Consider the following 19,290-nt stretch of genomic DNA (forward strand, 5'->3'; position numbering starts at 1 on the left):
TTTTGGTTAATTAATAACTTTATTATTTATTTTTATTTGATTGTCAGCTATGTACGTTCTCATTTTTTCATATAAATTATGGCATTAGATAGTGTTTATCTGTTATTTCATTTTGCTTGATTTTTTGTGATGTTTTGTACAAGTTGGTTCAGATATACCTCCAAGTACGTATAACCTTCTTCGTTGAAGTCTGTCGACTTCTTGCCCGGATAATTACTTTCCAACCATCCATCCGGAATTCCATCAATATCGGAGTCTTCCGGAACTTCATTTTCCTGATACGAGTATACATCCCAACCGCCTACATCTTCCTGACTATCAATAAGCCCGGGCTTTGTACCGGCATCATGCGATGCTCTTTTCGGAGCCAAACCTTTTTTCACCTCATTCACAACCCGAGCATCCGTATTGTCTCGTTTGTAACTGGCTCCTCCATACAACAATATTTTTTTATAAGCGTCTCTTGCCGAGTCAGTTTTCACTCCTGCCAGGGAAAATTCCTTCAAAACCATTACACTTATCGCATGAGCCCCTTTGGCGTTTATCCCCAACATATTATTTTCTGTCACTTTAATATCTCCATCAACATAGTTGCCATCGACATAAAATTGACCCCATACTCCGGCTTCTTGCTTATTCTTGCCATCATCTGCATTTGCTGCAAAGATGCGACCTCTATTAGATGAGGCTTTAGATGGTTTGTAATAATTGTTTACAATATTATATTGTCCACCTTCTCCGCCATAAGCGCTGTTACTTCCCCAGTTATATATTACATTGTTTCTGAAATCTACTTTTTCCAACTCAGGCTCGTTCGAATAGCGGCTTCCACACATACGAGGGTTGCGGCTATCGTGATGCGCTAATAGATTGTGATGAAAAGTTGCTTTTTGTCCGCCCCATATTCCTCCATATCCATGAGCACCCTTCGAGTGTTTCGATGCACGCAGGCTTTCCGATATTATGCACCATTGCATGGTAAAATTTTCATTATCGTAGAAAGACGCACATTCATCAACCGCCCAACTCATAGAACAATGATCTATGATCAGATTTTTCTTTTTCGACGCTTTGAGCGCATCATCCTGAACATCGTATTTATCTCCAAGCCTGAAACGCATATAGCGTACAATAATATTGTCTCCATCCAATTTCACCGTATTGCCCGAAATACAGATTCCGTCGCCGGGTGCGCTTTGTCCGGCTATTGTGGTATTAGCAGGCACACTCAGGGGCGACTTCAAGTCAATTATTCCACCAACTTTAAACATAATGACCCTTGGTCCCGGTCTTTTCAAACACCATCTTAACGAGCCTTCTTTTGTCTCCTTATTTCCAACAATTGAATCCTCCAGAGTGTTTACATAATAAACCTCTCCACCTCTTCCTCCTGTGGTATACATACCGGCACCTTCGGCTCCGGGAAACGCCGGCATCTGAGCGAACAGACCTGCTGCCGACATACCCAAAATGCAGAAAAGGCATCCTATCACTATTTGCTTAGTATTCAACATATTTTATATCTATACTTTTTTAATTAATTTCTATTAAATAGATACCACTTTTCAATATACAATATTATCACATATCGGCGACAGAACGGGGTACTTTTTGGTTTTTAAATGGGTATAAATTGTTTTTATCATTTTTATGCGATGTGATATAAAAGAGATAAACTATATTTGTATTATTCAGAAAAAAGAGAGGCTTTACCACCATGAAATTTAACCATCGGTTTATCTTTTTGTTACTTCTGCTACTGATTTTTCAGCAGGCTCAGGCTCAACCCAAATGTTACTTCCAACATTTTGGCACTGAGGATGGTTTGCCTCAACATACCATTATGGATATTTTGCAAGACAAGAAAGGGTTCCTTTGGTTTTCTACCTGGGATGGTCTTTGCAAATTTGACGGATACGACTTCACTACATACAAGATACAGCAAGGCGATACATATCACATGAGAAGTAACCGTATAGACCACATCTACGAAGACATATTCGGTCATATATGGACTCTGTCGTACGACAGGGAAGCTCACAGGTTCGACCCGAAAGCAGAAAAATTTATGAGCGTGAAATCCTTGCAAGAGTATCAGAACTTCACTTTTTCGACTCAAAGGATTATCTCCATGAAATCGGGCAGAACGTGGCTGATTTCCGACAATAGCGGATGTATATGTGTGAAAGATTCGGCGTTTAATGTCGAAACTTTCAACATGGAGAACGGAAAGCTGAAGGGAGAAAAAGTATACGAAATATACGAAGACAGGCACAATAACACTTGGATACTCACCAACAACGGCATTGCCATGTTAACGCCCGACGGCGAAAAGTTCAACTATTATTTTTCAGAAAAAGGATATACCGAAAACAACCGTAACCAATCATTTTTTTCCATTCTGGAACAGGATAAGTTTATTTGGTTTGGATCTAAAAACGGACGGATTTGGAAATACACAAAAAAAAGCGGACAATTTGACTTGCTCGATCTGCATCGCCAATCAAAAATACCTCAAATAAAGGAAATTACCGACGATAAGATTGTTGCCATCACCGAAAACAACGGCTTCTACATATACGAAATCAGCAACAACAACCTGAAAAACTACACAACCGCCAATCTGATTAATATGCGGTCTGACAATATCGTAACAAGTTTTGTAGACCACTCCAAAAATGTTTGGTTGGAAATGGATTGTTTCGGCGTTGCGAAGTTTGATTCGCACAGCCAAACGATGACGCATTTCACGCCCAAAATAGAAAGTTCGATATCAACCGTATTTCTTCCTAATTTCTTCATTTTCGAAGACCGTGACAATCGGGTATGGGTACATCCCAGAGGTGGAGGATTTTCATATTACGACCCCTCTAACAATTCTTTGATGCCCTTCTTCAACGAGCCCTTTTCGCCCAACTGGAAGTTCTCGAACATGTTGCACTCGGCTTTCTCCGACAAGCAAGGAAACATGTGGCTGGGCACACGTTCGTATGGATTGGAAAAGGTGATATTCGACGACGGATGCTTTCGCAACATGATCGTAGACAACGAGTTGCACTCAACTGTCAGCAACGACGTCCGGTCTATTTTCGAAGATAAAAATCAAAACACATGGATCTCTACAAAAGGAGGAAAAATATATGTGTACGACAGGAACAAAAAACAACTGGGATATTTGTGCGACAATGGTAAAATAGGTTACGGAAATCCCATTCCCGGCGTTGCATATTGCATGATGCAAGACAGCGGGCAGAATATCTGGATCGGGACTAAAGGCGAAGGCGTATTTAAAGCTACACCAAAAGGCGATGAAAGCTACCATATTGAACAGTTCAAATATGCACCTGACAACATTTACAGTCTGAGCGACAACAACATCTACTCTATCTTTCAGGATAAAAGGGGCAGAATATGGATAGGCTCGTACAACGGAGGACTCAACCTCTACGAAAACACCCAACAGGCAAATCCCCGGTTTATAAACCACCGGAACAACCTGAAAAAATATCCTATTGAAACAGGTTCGCAAATCAGAATCATATCTTCTGACAAAAGAGGGAATATTCTGGTTGGAACCACCGTGGGGCTAGTTGCTTTCCCCTCCGACTTCGAATCGCCTGAAAAGATTGATTTCAAGACATATATGAGAATACCGGGCGATGACAACAGCATCAGCGGTAACGATATATTCGATATTTGCACCACTCTGAACGGGCAAACATACATCGCCACTTTCGGAGGCGGATTAAACGTGATTGCCGAATCAGACCAGAAAGGATTTCCCACAAAATTCAAGACTTATACTACCTTGAACGGACTACCCTCCGATGTGACCCTTTCCATCGTTGAAGACATAGACAAAATGTTGTGGATCAGTACCGAAAGCAACCTGACTAAATTTAATCCGAAAGACGAATCTTTCGAAACATTCAGTGAAATTAAACGGCTGATAAAAGGGCAAAATTTCTCTGAGGCTTCAAGGTGTGTCACATCCAACGGAGACGTTCTGTTCGGCTTCTCTAAAGGGATAGTTGTCTTCGACCCCAGAGAGGTAAAAAACAACACGTACAACCCATATATTGCCTTGGTTAAGTTCAAGTTGTTCAATAAAGACATTGAGGTAGGCGAAGACTCTCCTCTAAAATCGAACATTGACGAGGTAGATAAATTGGTATTGGAACACAACCAAAACTTTTTCAGTATCGAATTTGCGGCACTAGACTATATCGAACCCAAAAATATCCAATACGCCTACATGCTCAAAGGCTTCGATTCCGATTGGATATATTGCCAGAATCAGAGGGTGGCAAATTACACTAATTTGCAGAAAGGCGAATATGTATTCATGGTGAAAGCGACAAACAGTGACGGCGTTTGGAGCGATGACATACGCGAGCTTCCTATTGTGGTGAAGCCATCTTTTTGGGAAACAATCTGGGCATACCTTATTTACACCATACTGATTGTTTCTCTGATCTTTATCAGCTTCCGCATTCTCTTTTCTTTCTATCGGATGAAAGATAAAATGGAATTGGAGCATAAAGAAACCGAAATGAAAGCCCGTTTCTTTACCGATATATCGCACGAAATACGTACACCTCTGACGATGATAGTTTCTCCGATAGAGAATATCTTGCAGGATAAGGAAACCCCCGACGGCATAAAAAAACAACTTCAACTTGTGTCAAAAAACACATCAAGAATGTTGGATATGGTGAATCAGATTCTCGATTTCAGGAAGATACGTCAAACAGACCTGAATGTTCAGGAGTCTGAGATCGGCTATTTTGTAGAAGATGTGTGCGACAGTTTTACCAAAACCGCCGAAGCGCAGAATGTGCGTTTCATCGTAAACAACGAAGTGGGTAACGAAAAAATCTGGTTCGACAAGAATTGCGTGGAAAAAATCGTTTTCAACCTGTTGTCGAATGCGTTTAAATATACGCCTGCAAACAAATCTATAAAGGTTAATATCTTCAACAAGAACGGAGGCGTTGCCGTGCAGGTAGAAGACGAAGGCGTGGGCATCACAAAAGAGATACAAAGCCGTTTGTTTAAACGTTTTGCGTCTTTCAACGAAGACAAAAACAAGCCTAGTACGGGCATCGGGTTATCGATGGTGAAGGAGTTGGTTGATAAACACCATGCCAAAATATATGTAGAAAGCGAGCCCAATGTGGGGTCTTCGTTCACTGTTGTTTTTCAGAAAGGAACAGGACACTTTGATGATGATGTACATTATTCTAACAACAAAGAAAAATCGCTCAAGCAAGAATTAATGTCAGACCCCGACGAGATGGAAATTGCAAACGATAGCAACTTGTCTTCTCTGACCAAAGACATCGACGAAAAACCCACTGTCCTGGTTGTTGAAGACGACGCCGATTTGCGCAACTTCATAAAAACAACACTCGAAGATAATTATACCATTTTTGAAGCGGAAGACGGAAAGGAAGGTCTGGAAAAAGCCTCCCGTTTGATGCCCGACCTGATTGTCAGCGACATCATGATGCCGGAAATGGACGGAATGGAATTTCTTCAAAAAATAAGACACAATATCAACACCAGTCATATATTATTTGTACTTTTGACAGCTAAAACCACTCTCGACAGTAAGATAGAGGGCTTGGATTTTGGAGCCGACGAATATATAACGAAACCTTTCAGCGTTCCGTTTTTCAAGGCTCGTGTAAAAAACTTACTGGAAAGACGTAAGAAAATACAGAGTTATTATCAAGAGTTTATCTCTGCTCAGTCGAACAAAAACGACGATACAGATACACCGGAAGATAATAACGACAATGCAACATTTGCTCCGTCTACGCCAAACATAAGTTCACGCGATCAGGATTTTATGTCGTCTGTCATCACAATTATCGAAGACAATATTGATAATAACGAGTTTATGGTAGAAGATCTGGCCTCGAAAGTAGGCATGAGCCGTACCGTATTCTTCAAGAAAATAAAAAGCCTGACAGGCCTTGCCCCGATAGAATTTATCAGGGATATTGTTATTCAAAGGGCAGCGCAATTGCTGGAAACAGGGCAATATTCGGTGAAAGAAGTTTCGTACATGGTGGGTTTCTCCGATTCTAAGTACTTTAGCAAATGCTTTAAGAAAAAGTATAATATGACGCCATCTGAATATAAAAGAAATCTGGAACCAGATGCAAACGCTAATTAAATGATTAATTTTTATATGATTTCAAATATGAAAAGAAACAGTTTTCTTATTATTTCACTATATTCAATCTCTATTTGGAGCGGTTTGTGTGCGCAAACAGTGCAAATAAGCAATAAATCGGATAAGCCTGTTAAAGACTATACGGTTGAAATTCCGATAGAAAATCTAAAACTGAATATTGGAGATTATATTGCTGTTGATGGCAGCAATACGTCTTTGCCGGTTGAGATTGTAACCGACCTCAAAGGAAATCAGAAAGCAATATTTCCGGTTTCCCTTCTACAAGGCAAGGAATCTCAAAGTTTCGGCATACGTAAAGGGACTGCCCACGCTTATCCCAAACGAACTTATGCCGAACTGGCACATAAAATAGGAGGAAAATTTGAGCCGAAAGTCACTGAAAAATATACCCGCAACGAGTATGTCGGTGGTTACTCGTGGGTGAAACCTAACTACCTGAGAGTGCCTGACAATTTCACGGATCATGCCTACTATATCAAATACGAGGGTCCGGGATGGGAGAGCGACAAAGTTGGCTTCCGGTTCTATCTCGATTGGCGCAACGGTATAGATGTTTTCGGGAAAAAAACACCTGGAATTGTACTTCCGTTTGTTGGAGTAGATGGTTATGACAATTACCATAACATGGCCGATTGGGGCATGGATAACATGAAAGTAGGAAGCAGTTTGGGTATAGGGTCTATCGCAATCTGGAATGGAGAAAAAGCCGTAAGGGTGGAAAAAACAGACAGTACTATCTGCCACATTCCTGCCGACGGCAAAGTCCGATCGCAAGTGAAAACAACCTACTACGGATGGGACGCAAACGGAACAAAATGTAATCTGACATCACTTATCTCTATTGATGCCGGCAGCCGTGCTTCGCACATGGAACTGCTTGTGGACAAGAAGATTGACAATCTGGCAACAGGTATCATCAAAATGAAGAATACTGAACTGATCGTATCAAACGACAGTGGAAACGAATGGTCTTACGTAGCCACCTTCGGAAAACAAAGCCTCAACAACGATATGATGGGGTTGGCCGTTTTTGTTAGAACCAAACAGGTTGAAAAAATTACCGAAGACAAACTGAACCACGTTGTTGTGCTTAAACCGGATAACGGATATGTTGAATATTACTTCATGCCAACCTGGGAGTTGGATTGGGAGCCTGTGGCTACGATAGATGATTTTAAAAGATGTATTGACGAAGTACTCGTTCGCCTGAACAACCCTGTAACAGTGAAAATAAAATAAACACTTTGTCATGCTGAACATTTGTGAAGCATCTGAAAACACAGAAACTTCGTTTCACTCATGATGACATAGAAAGTATAGAAAATATCAGATAAAAATAATACAAACCTAATAACTTATTAACAATGAAAGAATTAAATAAAACAACAGTAGAAAAGAAAGATCTTCCGGTAAAAATTCTTCAATTTGGAGAAGGAAACTTCCTCAGAGCATTTGTAGACTGGATGATTGATAAAGCAAACAATGCTGGTGTGATGAACCACGGTGTTGTAGCTGTTCAGCCAATAGCACAAGGATTAGGCGAAATGTTGAGAAAACAAGACTGCATGTATCATGTTTATCTGGAAGGTATTAAAGATAAACAACCGGTGAAAGAAGTTTCGCTTGTGAAAACCATTATGGACGTATTGAATCCTTACGAAGAATATGCCGAATATGAAAAATTGTTTTTAAGCGATGGGCTTGAAATGATTATTTCGAACACAACAGAAGCCGGTATCCGTTACGAAGAAGGAGACGACCTGACTGCTCAACCTCCAAAATCGTTCCCTGCTAAAATGACAGCACTTCTTCACAAACGTTTCCAAAAATTCAATGGCGACGCCAACAAAGGTTTGCTCATCATTTGTTGCGAATTGATAGAAGACAACGGTTCCACTCTTCGTGAATATATCCTTAAACACGCAGAATATAACAACCTCGGAGCAGATTTCATCAATTGGGTGAAAACAGCAAACCATTTCTACGACACGCTTGTTGACCGCATTGTACCGGGATTTCCTAAAGAAAATATCGACGAGATTAAAGCTGAACTAGACTTCAACGACAATCTTGTGGTAAAAGGTGAGTATTTCCATGTGTGGGCAATTGGCGGTGACCCGATCATCAAAGAAAAACTTCCTTTGGATAAAGCTGGTTTGAACGTATTGTTTATGGACGACATCAAAGATTTCCGTGCAAAAAAAGTACGTATCTTGAACGGATCGCATACAGCAATGGTTCCTGTGGCTCTTCAATTGGGTTGCGAAACCGTAATGGATGCGTTCAACACTCCTGAGGTAGAAAAATATATCAACGAAATGGTTGCTCAGGAAACCCTTCCTACAATTGACGAAGATGCGGCAGAATTGGAAAAATTTGCAGCAAAAATTCTTGAACGTTTCTATAATCCATTCCTGAAACACTATTTGAAAGATATTTCTTTGAATTCCATCTCAAAATGGGAAACAAGAGATTGGCCAATGGTTTACGACAACTACAAGAAATTTGACAAGAATGCCAAACTTGTAACATTCTCATTTGCAGCCTTGCTTGTTCTTTACACAGGAAAATCGGAAGCTAAAGGATTTACTCCGAACGATACCCCTGAATTTATCGAATTCATCCAATCGACATTCAACGCAAATGACATTAAAGGATGGGTGTCAGGAATTGTAAACAACAAATCTATGTGGAAAGAAAACTTTGCAGAGGTTCCATTCTTCATCGACGAAGTGACAAAAGACGTAGAGTCGATCCTTAAGAATGGCATGCAGGTTGCACTTAAAGAAATAATCTAATAAATAAAGTTACGAGTAGACTTCGCCCTTCGGGCAGCTATAAGTCAAAATATGCCTAGCAGGCGTATGCAACCTGGCAACTCGTACCTGTAACTTGTAACTCGTAACTTGTAACTCGTAACTCGTAACTAAAAAACTATTATGGCAGACTGCTTATATTGCGATAGAAATCAAACTCAAAAAGATTTGATGATTGAGATATGCGATTTGAACGTTTCCACTGTTTTTTTGTTTAAAGAACAAACATACAGCGGCAGATGTATAGTTGCATACAACAAACACAATGTTGAACTCTTCGAACTTAGTGATGACGAATTGCTTGCATTCATGAAAGATGTGAACAAAGTTGCCGCAGTGATGAAGAAGCAATTCAACGCTGTAAAAATAAATTATGGAGCTTATTCGGACAAATTGCCGCATTTGCACATTCATCTTGTGCCAAAATATGAAGGAGGACCTGATTATGGCGGTACATTTACGATGAATCCTCAAAAGGTATATTTGTCTGATCAGGAATATACTGAAATGATTAACAAAATTAAGGAAGGACTGAATCAATGAATAAATTTTTGATTATCAACCCTAACGATAATGTCGCTGTTGCCATCGACACTCTCAACGAAGGTGATGTGCTGAACGTTAACGGCACCGATATTACCATAAAAAATAATATCGAAACAGGGCATAAATTCGCTATCCGTCCAATAAAGGAGGGCGAAGACGTTATCAAATATGGTTACCCTATTGGTCATGCTCTGGCTGATATTGCGGTGGGAGAACATGCTCACACTCACAATATAAAGACCAATTTGCATGACAATTTGGAGTATAAATATGTGCCGGTACACCCTACCCTGTCGATCCCCAAAAGCGACCTGACCGTAAAAGGATATCTTCGCTACAATGGCGATATGGGTATCCGCAACGAGCTGTGGATTGTGCCTACGGTTGGCTGTGTGAACGGTCAGGCTCAGGCAATTATAGACCGGGTGAAGAAAGAGCTGGACACAAGCCATATTGATGACATCCGTGTTTATACGCACAATTATGGTTGTTCTCAATTAGGCGATGACCATGTGAATACGCAAAAAGCATTGGCAGCATTGGCTAAACATCCCAATGCAGGAGGCGTTTTGGTATTGAGCCTCGGTTGCGAAAACAATCAGCAGAAAGACTTTAAGAAAGTGATGGGCGAATGGGACGAAAACCGTGTCCGTTTCCTTATTTCTCAGGAAGTGAAAGACGAAATTCAAACAGGCTTTGAAATGATGAAAGAGCTTGTTGAATATATGAGAAATGATAAACGTGAAGACCTGCCTCTTTCTAAACTGAAAGTTGGATTGAAATGTGGCGGTAGCGACGGATTCTCGGGTATTACGGCAAATCCTCTTGTAGGTCAATTCTCCGACTGGTTGATTGCTCAAGGCGGGACATCAATATTGACAGAAGTTCCTGAAATGTTCGGAGCGGAAACAATTTTGATGAACCGTGCTAAAGATGAAAGTGTATTTAACAACACTGTTCTTTTGGTGAACAATTTCAAAGATTATTTCCGTCGTTTCGATCAGGAAATATATGAAAACCCTTCACCGGGAAATAAAGCAGGAGGAATCACAACTCTGGAAGACAAGTCTTTAGGCTGTACTCAGAAAGGAGGAAACTCGGAAGTAGTTGATGTGCTTGACTATGCCCAACCAGTGAAAGTGCATGGTTTGAACCTGCTGAATGCTCCGGGTAATGACCTTGTTGCTGCTTCTGCTCTGGCAATGTCCGGCTGTCAATTGGTATTGTTCACCACAGGTAGGGGAACTCCATTCGGCTCATTTGTTCCAACAATGAAAATATCGACAAATACTAAACTTTTCAACTTCAAGAGCAACTGGATCGACTTCAATGCAGGAGTTTTGCTGGAAGGTCAAAGCATGGAGAAAGTGTTGAAAGACTTTGTTGATTTCATCATTCAAACTTGTAACGGTAAGCATCTGCATCACGAAGAGACCGGTTTCAAAGAAATCGCTATCTTCAAAACAGGTGTTACTTTATAAATCAAAAAGTAATAATACGAATGTGGAGAGTGCAGAATATATCTGCACTCTTTATTTTTTTCGTTTTCAAATTCTTATCTTTGCCCGAAAAAGTAATATGGCATTAAGATATGCAGTTATAGGATCGGGAGCCATAGGCGGATATTATGGCGGAATGCTTGCCAAATCGGGTAAAGACGTTCACTTCTTGTTTCATTCCGACTACGAGCATGTAGAAAAAAACGGTTTGCAGGTAGATTCCGTAAACGGAAATTTCTTAATTTCCCCTATTCAGGCATATCATAATGCAAACGATATGCCTCAGTGCGATGTTGTTTTAGTATGCCTCAAATCTACAAACAACGCTATATTGAAAGATTTGCTTCCTCCTCTCTTGCACGCTAATACAATTGTTGTTTTGATACAAAACGGTTTAGGATTGGAAGCCGATCTGGCAAAAGATTTCCCCAACCTCAGCATTGCGGGTGCAATGGCTTTTATATGTTCAAACAAGATTGGCGACGGGCACATTGCGCACCTTGACCAAGGGTCGATAAGTATAGGCTCTTACTCCTGTAAAGATAGCAGTATATTAGACACTATTTGTTCCGATTTCGTCGAATCGGGTGTAAAATGCCATATTGTTGACTTGGAGCCTGCCCGATGGAAAAAACTCGTCTGGAATATCCCTTACAACGGCATGACGGTTGTTCTGAATACAACGACCGACAAGTTGATGAAAAACCCGCACACCAGAAAATTGCTCCGAGATCTTATGCTTGAGGTTATACAAGCGGCTAATCTGGTTGGAAACGGGCGATTCCTGATTTCGGAAGATTTTGCAGATCAAATGCTGACAACAACGGATAAAATGACTCCATACTCGCCAAGTATGAAACTCGATTATGACAACCACCGCCCGTTGGAGATTGAATATATCTATTCCCGTCCCGTTCTCACAGCAAAAGAGGCCGGTTATGAAATGTCGCACACTGCAATGCTTGAACAACAGTTGCGTTTCATCGAATCTCAATATTCTTAAAAAGTCTTTTGCGCACTTTTCACTTTTCATTAATTATGTCTTTTCTTCAAACCTATAAAAGTCAATATATTGCAACCCTGCGTCTGGCTGCACCTGTAATGCTTTCGCAATTGGGCGTGATTGCCGTGCAACTATTCGACAATGCCATGGTTGGCCGCCTCGGTGCGTTGCCTCTTGCTGCCGTAGCCTTTGGCGGAACAGTTTTCTTCTTGGGATTTATTTTTGTCACCGGTATTTCGATGGCACTCACGCCATTGGTCGGAGAACAATTTTCGCAAGGGAAACAGCATATTGCAGCAGCTTATTTTCAAAATTCTTTACTGCTCTTCACTCTCGTTAGTTTTGTTTCTTTTGCATTGCAATATTCCATTACTCCGCTAATGTATTATATGAAACAACCTCCCGAAGTGGTAGATATGGCTATTCCATACTATCAATATCTGGTATGGTCGGTTATTCCCTATATGATTTTTGGTGTATTCAAACAATTTTTAGAAGGAATTGGAAACACAACCGTAAATATGGTAATTATCATTACAGCCAATCTTATCAACATATTTTTCAATTGGCTTCTCATCTATGGGAACTGGGGTTTTCCCCGCATGGAGGCTGCCGGAGCCGGATTAGCTACTCTAATTTCACGCATTTGCATGCCGGTTTTCGCAATATTGTTTTTCATATTTGCGTCCAAATTCAGGTATTATTTCAGCTATTTCAGAAAGAAAAACTTCAGTTGGATACGCATACGCAATTTACTTTCCGTAGGACTGCCTATTTCGTCGCAGATGTTTATGGAAGGATCAGCGTTTGCCCTGACATCCATCATGATGGGATGGATAGGTACGGTTCAGATCGCAGCCAATCAAATTGCCATGACTATCTCCAATTGTGCGTTTATGATTATCATAGGACTTGGTTCGGCAACCACAATCCGTATCAGTCACTCGTATGGACGAAACGATGCTCCCGAACTGAAAAAAGCAGCCAATGCCTCATATCACATGGGACTGATGTGGAATACATTCACCGCAATCATGTTTATTGTCTTCCGAGAACAAATCGCCCGCATATTTACAGACGATCCGGAAGTAATAAGAATTGCCTCTCAACTTTTGATTTTTGTTGCTGCGTTTCAGTTTTCCGACGGATTGCAATCCATATCGGTGGGCATACTTCGTGGAATACAAGATGTGAAACCAATAGCAACAATAGCGTTTTTCTCTTACATCGTAATCAATTTGCCGACAGGATACCTTTGCGCTTTCATATTCAATTGGGGGGCAGGAGGTTTGTGGGTAGGCTTCATCTTCGGACTTTCAATTGCAGCAATACTACTTATGAGGCGATTGAGAAAGCAACAAAGAAAGCTGGCTCTCGAATTTTCTCAAAACAATTCCGCAAAACAATAAAAAAAGAGGTTGATTTTCATCAACCTCTTTTTGCAATAATTCCAAAAGAAATTATCTCACAGACACCTTTACACTTTTACCATTACTACAACAATATACAATCCATTATCGAAAGACTAAGGAATGTACTATATGAAGTGTCTGTTTTTTTATTATTAATTATAAATCAGTTATTCTAAATTCGACCTATTTTTAAAATTGAAAATGTAGGGGCAAATTGCATTTATCCGACAAGAACAATGTGTATTACTAATGCGAAAGTAAACGATTTATAATGGATCGAGGGGTAATAATCAACAAATAAGGGGTGATATTTTGACTCTCCGTGCATACATTATGTGTGAAAAGTTACACTTACATTCAGAATAATTAGGAATCATTTATTCCTATTTAGAAACAAATATTGTTAATTTTACGTTCTATAAAGGAGGAATCCACTAAACTAAACAATATATGACATCTAATTCACTCATGCACAACAATATCAATCTACTCGGCAGCTTGCTGGGAGATACGATACGTGAAGCAATAGGGCAAAAAGCATTCGACAAGGTAGAGAGCATTCGCAGATTGTCGAAAGCCATAAACAAAGGTGATCAGAAGGCAATATCAGAACTTTTGAACACTCTTCAGACCCTCGACAATAAAGATTTTCTGACCGTGGCAAAGGCATTCAATCAGTTTCTTAACCTTACGAATGTTGCAGAAGAATATGATTCTGTGTCACCCCATGCAAAAGGGAAAAAAAATCCCGTACATTTCAAGGAGTTATACAAAAAACTAAAAGAAAAGGATTTCAGCGACGAAGACGTAGTTGACGCCCTCAACAACATAGATATCGACTTGGTTCTGACTGCACATCCTACCGAAATAAATCGCCGTTCCCTCATCAACAATATGAATCAGGTGAGCGAATGTTTACAGCAACTCGATCATGACGATCTTGTAGACTATAAACAGGAAAAGATTCTTAAAAGACTAAAGCAGCTTATTGTTCAATACTGGTATACTGACGAAATCAGGCAGAACCGCCCTACGCCCAACGAAGAAGCCAAATGGGGATATGATGTTATCGAAAACAGCCTTTGGGAGGCTGTACCCGCTTTCATCCGTGATTTGGATGAGCAAACTTTCGAAACAATTGGATACAGGTTTCCGGTTGATGCACGTCCTATCCATTTTTCATCTTGGATGGGAGGAGACAGGGATGGAAATCCGAATGTTACGGCAGCAGTAACGCAGCAAGTCTTGATAGACAGCAGAAGAAGGGCGGCAATATTATTTCTCGGAGATATAGAAGTGTTGGTTAAAGAACTTTCTATGTCAAATTGCACCAAAGAATTTCGTGATTATGTAGGGAATTACGAAGTACAGGAACCTTACAGGGAATTGATGAAGAAGTTGCGTTCGCAATTAAGGAAAACAATTGCTTACCACGAAGCGAAGAAAGAAAACAAGGATATTGCACTGACCGACGACATACTTATCAGCAACGACCAACTATGGGAACCCCTCAATGCTTGTTATCAATCCCTTATTGCATGTGGGATGCACATGATAGCGAACGGAAATTTGCTCGACACCATGCGCCGTATAAAATGTTTCGGGATAACATTGGTGCAAATAGACATCCGTCAGGAAAGCACTGCTCACTCCGACGCAATATCCGAAATAACCCGTTATCTCGGATTAGGTGACTACTCGGCTTGGACGGAAGATAAAAAACAGGCATTCCTCATCGAAGAATTGAACTCGAAACGACCGCTTGTCCCTCATTCGTGGCAACCGAGTGCCCAAACCAAGGAAATACTGGATACGTGCAAAGTTATTGCATCAACTCCGGAAGGGGTGATACCTACTTACGTGATTTCAATGACACGCACGCCGTCCGACATATTGGCTGTTTATTTATTGTTGAAAGAGGTTGAGTGCCCTTACACCGTGCCAGTAACACCTCTTTTCGAAACACTAAACGACCTGAATAACGCTGCTCCGATTATGAAGGAATTATTCAATATCGAGTGGTATAGAGGCATCATCGAGAATAAACAAATGGTAATGATCGGATATTCCGACTCGGCCAAAGACGCCGGATCCCTGGCGGCAGGTTGGGCACAATACACAGCTCAGGAAGCACTGATCAGAACATGTGACGAAGCAGGCATAAGATTGACCCTGTTTCACGGACGGGGCGGAACGATAGGCAGAGGAGGAGGCCCTGCAAAAGTTGCGTTATTTTCCCAACCTCCCGGTTCTTTGAAGGGTGGTTTACGTGTAACAATACAGGGCGAGATGATCAGGTTCAAATTCGGATTGCCCGATCTTGCCATAAACTCCCTGGCATTGTATGTAGATGCCATATTGGAAGCCAATTTATTGCCTCCACCCATCCCTAAAGACGAATGGAGGGCAACGATGAACGAATTGTCGGACATATCGAGCGAAATGTATCAGGACTTGGTAAAAAAGACACCGGAATTCATCACATATTTCTATCAGGCTACCCCCGAAGCCGAATTGGCTAAGTTGCCTTTAGGTTCTCGCCCTGCAAAAAGGAAAGCAACAGGAGGGGTTGAAAGCCTCCGTGCCATTCCCTGGATTTTTGGGTGGACACAAAACCGCCTGATGTTGCCTGCATGGCTGGGTGCGGGAGCAAGTATGCAAAAGCTGATTGACAACGGAAAGAAAAACATGCTGGAAGAAATGTACGTCAACTGGCATTTTTTCAATACCCGCATAAGTATGCTCGAAATGGTTTTCACTAAAGCCGATGCCCGCATCTCGCAGTATTACGACGACAGGCTCGTGGAAAAAGATTTGCTTCAATTTGGCGAAGATCTTCGCTCTCAACTGAAAAAAGATACGCAAACCATACTCGACATAGCGAAAGATAAGTCTTTGATGGAAAACATGCCCGATACGGCTGCAAATATTGCCACCAGAAACATATATACCGAACCGTTAAACCTGTTACAGGTAGAACTGCTATACAGATGCAGGAAAGATGAAAATTCGCCTCTCGAACTTGAACAGGCTTTGATGGTTACCATATCCGGCATAGCGGCTGGTATGCGAAATACAGGTTGATTCATTTGCAAACATGTAAAAATAATTATTTACGACGTCCGGAAATATTTTCGGACGTTTTTCTTTTTTACACACTTTTAGGGAAAACAAAAAGTTTTCTTAACAACAATTAGCTTTCTCCAACTTATTGTTATAATTTTGCAGCTTTGTTTTTGGTATCGAGTAAAACCTATTTATTTGGTTAATAAATATTAGCCTTCATGAAACTAAAGCTAGACATTAAGAACAGTTTTAAGCCTCAACTTTTTAGTTCACTAAAGACTTATAACAAAGAAAAATTTATGAAAGACCTCATGGCAGGTCTTATCGTAGGTATAGTAGCATTGCCTTTGGCCATTGCTTTTGGTATAGCATCCGGAGTTAGTCCCGAAAAGGGGATTTACACATCCATCATTGCCGGATTCATAATTTCCTTTCTGGGCGGCAGCAGCGTGCAGATCGGAGGCCCGACGGGGGCATTTATTGTTATCGTTTCCAATATCTTGGCGCAATATGGCACTAGCGGGCTGATAATAACAACTATTATGGCGGGCATCATCCTCATTTTGATGGGGGTACTGAGGCTCGGTATAGTTATCAAGTTCATCCCCTATCCCATTCTGGTTGGTTATATGAGCGGGATAGCCGTGATAATATTTTCGACACAGGTAAAAGATTTTTTCGGACTACAGATAGGTACAATACCCGCCGATTTTCTGAGTCAATGGAAATTATACATCGCAAATTTCACAACGCTGGACATCACAACCACAATTGTAGGGATATTAAGTTTGCTTATCATCATTTTCTCGCACAAGATATCGAAGAAAATACCCGGTTCTCTATTGGCAATAGTCATAGTTACCATATTGGTGGTAATATTGCGCAATTCTTGCGACATTACCTCTGTCCAGACAATTGGAGATAAGTTTGATATTAGCAGCAATCTGCCCACGGTTGAGAAGTTTTCGTTCAACATCGAATTAATAAATGTCCTGTTTCCAACCGCATTCACCCTAGCCATTTTGTGTGCAATAGAATCTCTGGTATCAGCCAGTGTTGCGGAAGGGGTTACAGGCGACAAAAGCCACTCCAACACCGAATTGATAGCCCAAGGTATAGCCAACATCATTACTCCTATATTCGGAGGTATTCCGGCAACAGGTGCTCTGGCTCGCACAATGACAAACGTAAGCAATGGAGGACGAACCCCGGTGGCAGGCATCATTCATTCCATTTTCCTTTTGTTGGTTGTTTTGTTTCTTGGTGGGTTAACCAAACACATCCCAATGGTTTGCCTTGCCGCCATATTAGTAGTGGTTTCGTACAACATGAGCGAATGGCGTTCCTTTGTTGCACTGATGAGAAATTCAACAGCCGATATTATTGTTCTGGTTACAACCTTTCTGCTGACCGTGATCTTCGGCTTGACAATGGCTATTCAGGTGGGGATCGTCTTGGCTATCTTCCTGTTTATGAAACGTGTAACAGAATCGACACAAGTATTGGTTTCTAAAGACGTGTTGAACGTGTCCGACAAAAGTTCGGCAAAATACAAAGACAAGGTAGAACTACCCAAAGGCGTTGAAGTATACGAAATTGACGGGCCTTTCTTCTTCGGAATTGCCAATAAGTTTGAAGAAAGCATGCGTGTGATTAGCGGAAAACCCAAAATACGGATCATCAGGATGCGGAAAGTTCCGTTTATGGATTCAACAGGCTTGCACAACCTTGAGAGTTTATGTATGAAAGCCAAGAAAGAAGAAATACATATTATCCTATCCGGTGTAAACGAAGAAGTTAGGGAATCGCTCGAAAAAGCAAAATTCCCGGCACTGATTGGTGTAGAAAATATCTGCCCCAATATTGATGCGGCACTGGAAAGAGCAAATGTGCTGCTGAACGAATGGCAAAATACTGACAATTAAACGCCATGTCAAATCGGTCGATTCGACATGGCGCGAAATACTATATCCCCAGAAAAATGACTTCTACCGCATTTCTACCAGCTGTGCTACTGGTAATAAGAAGAGGTGCTCCGATTTGGGCGACAACTCTGAAGGATATAACATCTCCTGCATTCAGAGATACTACCGTAGAATAGTGTGTGTTTAGAACAGAACCTTGAGTAACGTAACTGTATGTCTCATCATTCGAAAGAGGAGAGCCATTTCTGTAAATCCAGAAATAAAAAGATTTCATTCCTGCAGCAGATGTTGATGGAACATGCAAAAAGGAGTGAAAAAAAACGAGATATTTACCTGAATTAACAGCCGTATAAGTTCCTACGCCAGGCAATTCATTACTTACCCCAGTAGTAAGAGTTACTGTAGAAGCTGTAGAAGCTGCTAATTTTCGATATAAGGAGCTTTGATTACCAACGTTTTGCTGCCAGCTGGCATTCCCATCATTGTCTGAAATCAAAACTCTGCCCGCCAACTGTGATCCGTCCTGTAATCTGAAACCTTTGTTAATAGTTCCGGAACGGATATCTACTTTAGTCTGCGGCGCATTCGTCCCAACTCCGACTCTGCCTTGCGCATCCACCACCACATCGTCTGCGATGTTTGTGTTACTACTCGTGTTACGTGCCGCATCGATGTGAAATACTCCCTGTGGCGATTCCGTGTTCACTCCCACCTGTGCTTTGAGTGCCGTAACGGCTAAAAAAATCAATAAAACTAAACTGCTCTTTTTCATAAGTTTCTAATGTTGTTTGTTGTGTTAAATATCTCTGTTTTAACCC

General features: G+C 41.0%; 11 protein-coding genes. 9 read left to right on the forward strand and 2 right to left on the reverse strand.

Going from position 1 to position 19,290, the window contains the following annotated elements:
- Positions 1–107 precede the first annotated feature (107 nt).
- Positions 108–1,514 carry a polysaccharide lyase family 1 protein gene (locus D0T56_RS11245; RefSeq protein ID WP_163320255.1) on the reverse strand — a complete coding sequence of 469 codons (1,407 nt, stop codon included), beginning with the start codon at positions 1,512–1,514 and terminating at the stop codon, positions 108–110.
- Positions 1,515–1,717: 203 nt separating this feature from the next.
- Between D0T56_RS11245 and D0T56_RS11250 the strand changes: the two genes are divergently transcribed.
- The 9 genes from D0T56_RS11250 (at position 1,718) to D0T56_RS11290 (ending at position 18,472) form a co-directional block, all read left to right on the forward strand.
- Positions 1,718–6,184 carry a hybrid sensor histidine kinase/response regulator transcription factor gene (locus D0T56_RS11250; RefSeq protein WP_163320256.1) on the forward strand — a complete coding sequence of 1,489 codons (4,467 nt, stop codon included), beginning with the start codon at positions 1,718–1,720 and terminating at the stop codon, positions 6,182–6,184.
- Between the two features lie 27 nt (positions 6,185–6,211).
- The gene (locus tag D0T56_RS11255) at positions 6,212–7,444 is read left to right on the forward strand and encodes a DUF4861 domain-containing protein (protein WP_163320257.1); all 1,233 of its coding nucleotides are present in this window, start codon (positions 6,212–6,214) and stop codon (positions 7,442–7,444) included.
- A gap of 125 nt (positions 7,445–7,569) precedes the next feature.
- On the forward strand, positions 7,570–9,003 hold the full coding sequence (locus D0T56_RS11260) for a tagaturonate reductase (RefSeq protein ID WP_163320258.1): 1,434 nt from the start codon (positions 7,570–7,572) through the stop codon (positions 9,001–9,003).
- Positions 9,004–9,144: 141 nt separating this feature from the next.
- Positions 9,145–9,564 carry an HIT family protein gene (locus D0T56_RS11265; RefSeq protein ID WP_163320259.1) on the forward strand — a complete coding sequence of 140 codons (420 nt, stop codon included), beginning with the start codon at positions 9,145–9,147 and terminating at the stop codon, positions 9,562–9,564.
- Positions 9,561–11,048, forward strand: a complete 1,488-nt coding sequence (locus D0T56_RS11270; RefSeq protein ID WP_163320260.1) for a UxaA family hydrolase — start codon at positions 9,561–9,563, stop codon at positions 11,046–11,048. Before D0T56_RS11265 ends, D0T56_RS11270 begins: the two co-directional genes overlap by 4 nt.
- Before the next feature lie 97 nt (positions 11,049–11,145).
- Entirely contained in the window at positions 11,146–12,069 is a 924-nt protein-coding gene (locus tag D0T56_RS11275) for a putative 2-dehydropantoate 2-reductase (protein ID WP_163320261.1), read from the forward strand.
- Positions 12,070–12,104: 35 nt separating this feature from the next.
- Positions 12,105–13,478 carry an MATE family efflux transporter gene (locus D0T56_RS11280; protein WP_163320262.1) on the forward strand — a complete coding sequence of 458 codons (1,374 nt, stop codon included), beginning with the start codon at positions 12,105–12,107 and terminating at the stop codon, positions 13,476–13,478.
- Between the two features lie 453 nt (positions 13,479–13,931).
- The gene (ppc, locus tag D0T56_RS11285) at positions 13,932–16,565 is read left to right on the forward strand and encodes a phosphoenolpyruvate carboxylase (RefSeq protein ID WP_255491163.1); all 2,634 of its coding nucleotides are present in this window, start codon (positions 13,932–13,934) and stop codon (positions 16,563–16,565) included.
- Between the two features lie 200 nt (positions 16,566–16,765).
- Positions 16,766–18,472, forward strand: coding sequence for a SulP family inorganic anion transporter (locus tag D0T56_RS11290; RefSeq protein ID WP_163320263.1), 1,707 nt, complete (start codon positions 16,766–16,768; stop codon positions 18,470–18,472).
- Between the two features lie 40 nt (positions 18,473–18,512).
- On the opposite strand, the gene D0T56_RS11295 is transcribed toward D0T56_RS11290, so the two are convergent.
- Entirely contained in the window at positions 18,513–19,220 is a 708-nt protein-coding gene (locus tag D0T56_RS11295) for a hypothetical protein (protein ID WP_163320264.1), read from the reverse strand.
- Positions 19,221–19,290: the final 70 nt, after the last annotated feature.

It is taken from the genome of Dysgonomonas sp. 520 (assembly GCF_010501095.1).
In the GTDB taxonomy this organism is placed as follows: Bacteria; Bacteroidota; Bacteroidia; order Bacteroidales; family Dysgonomonadaceae; genus QVMP01.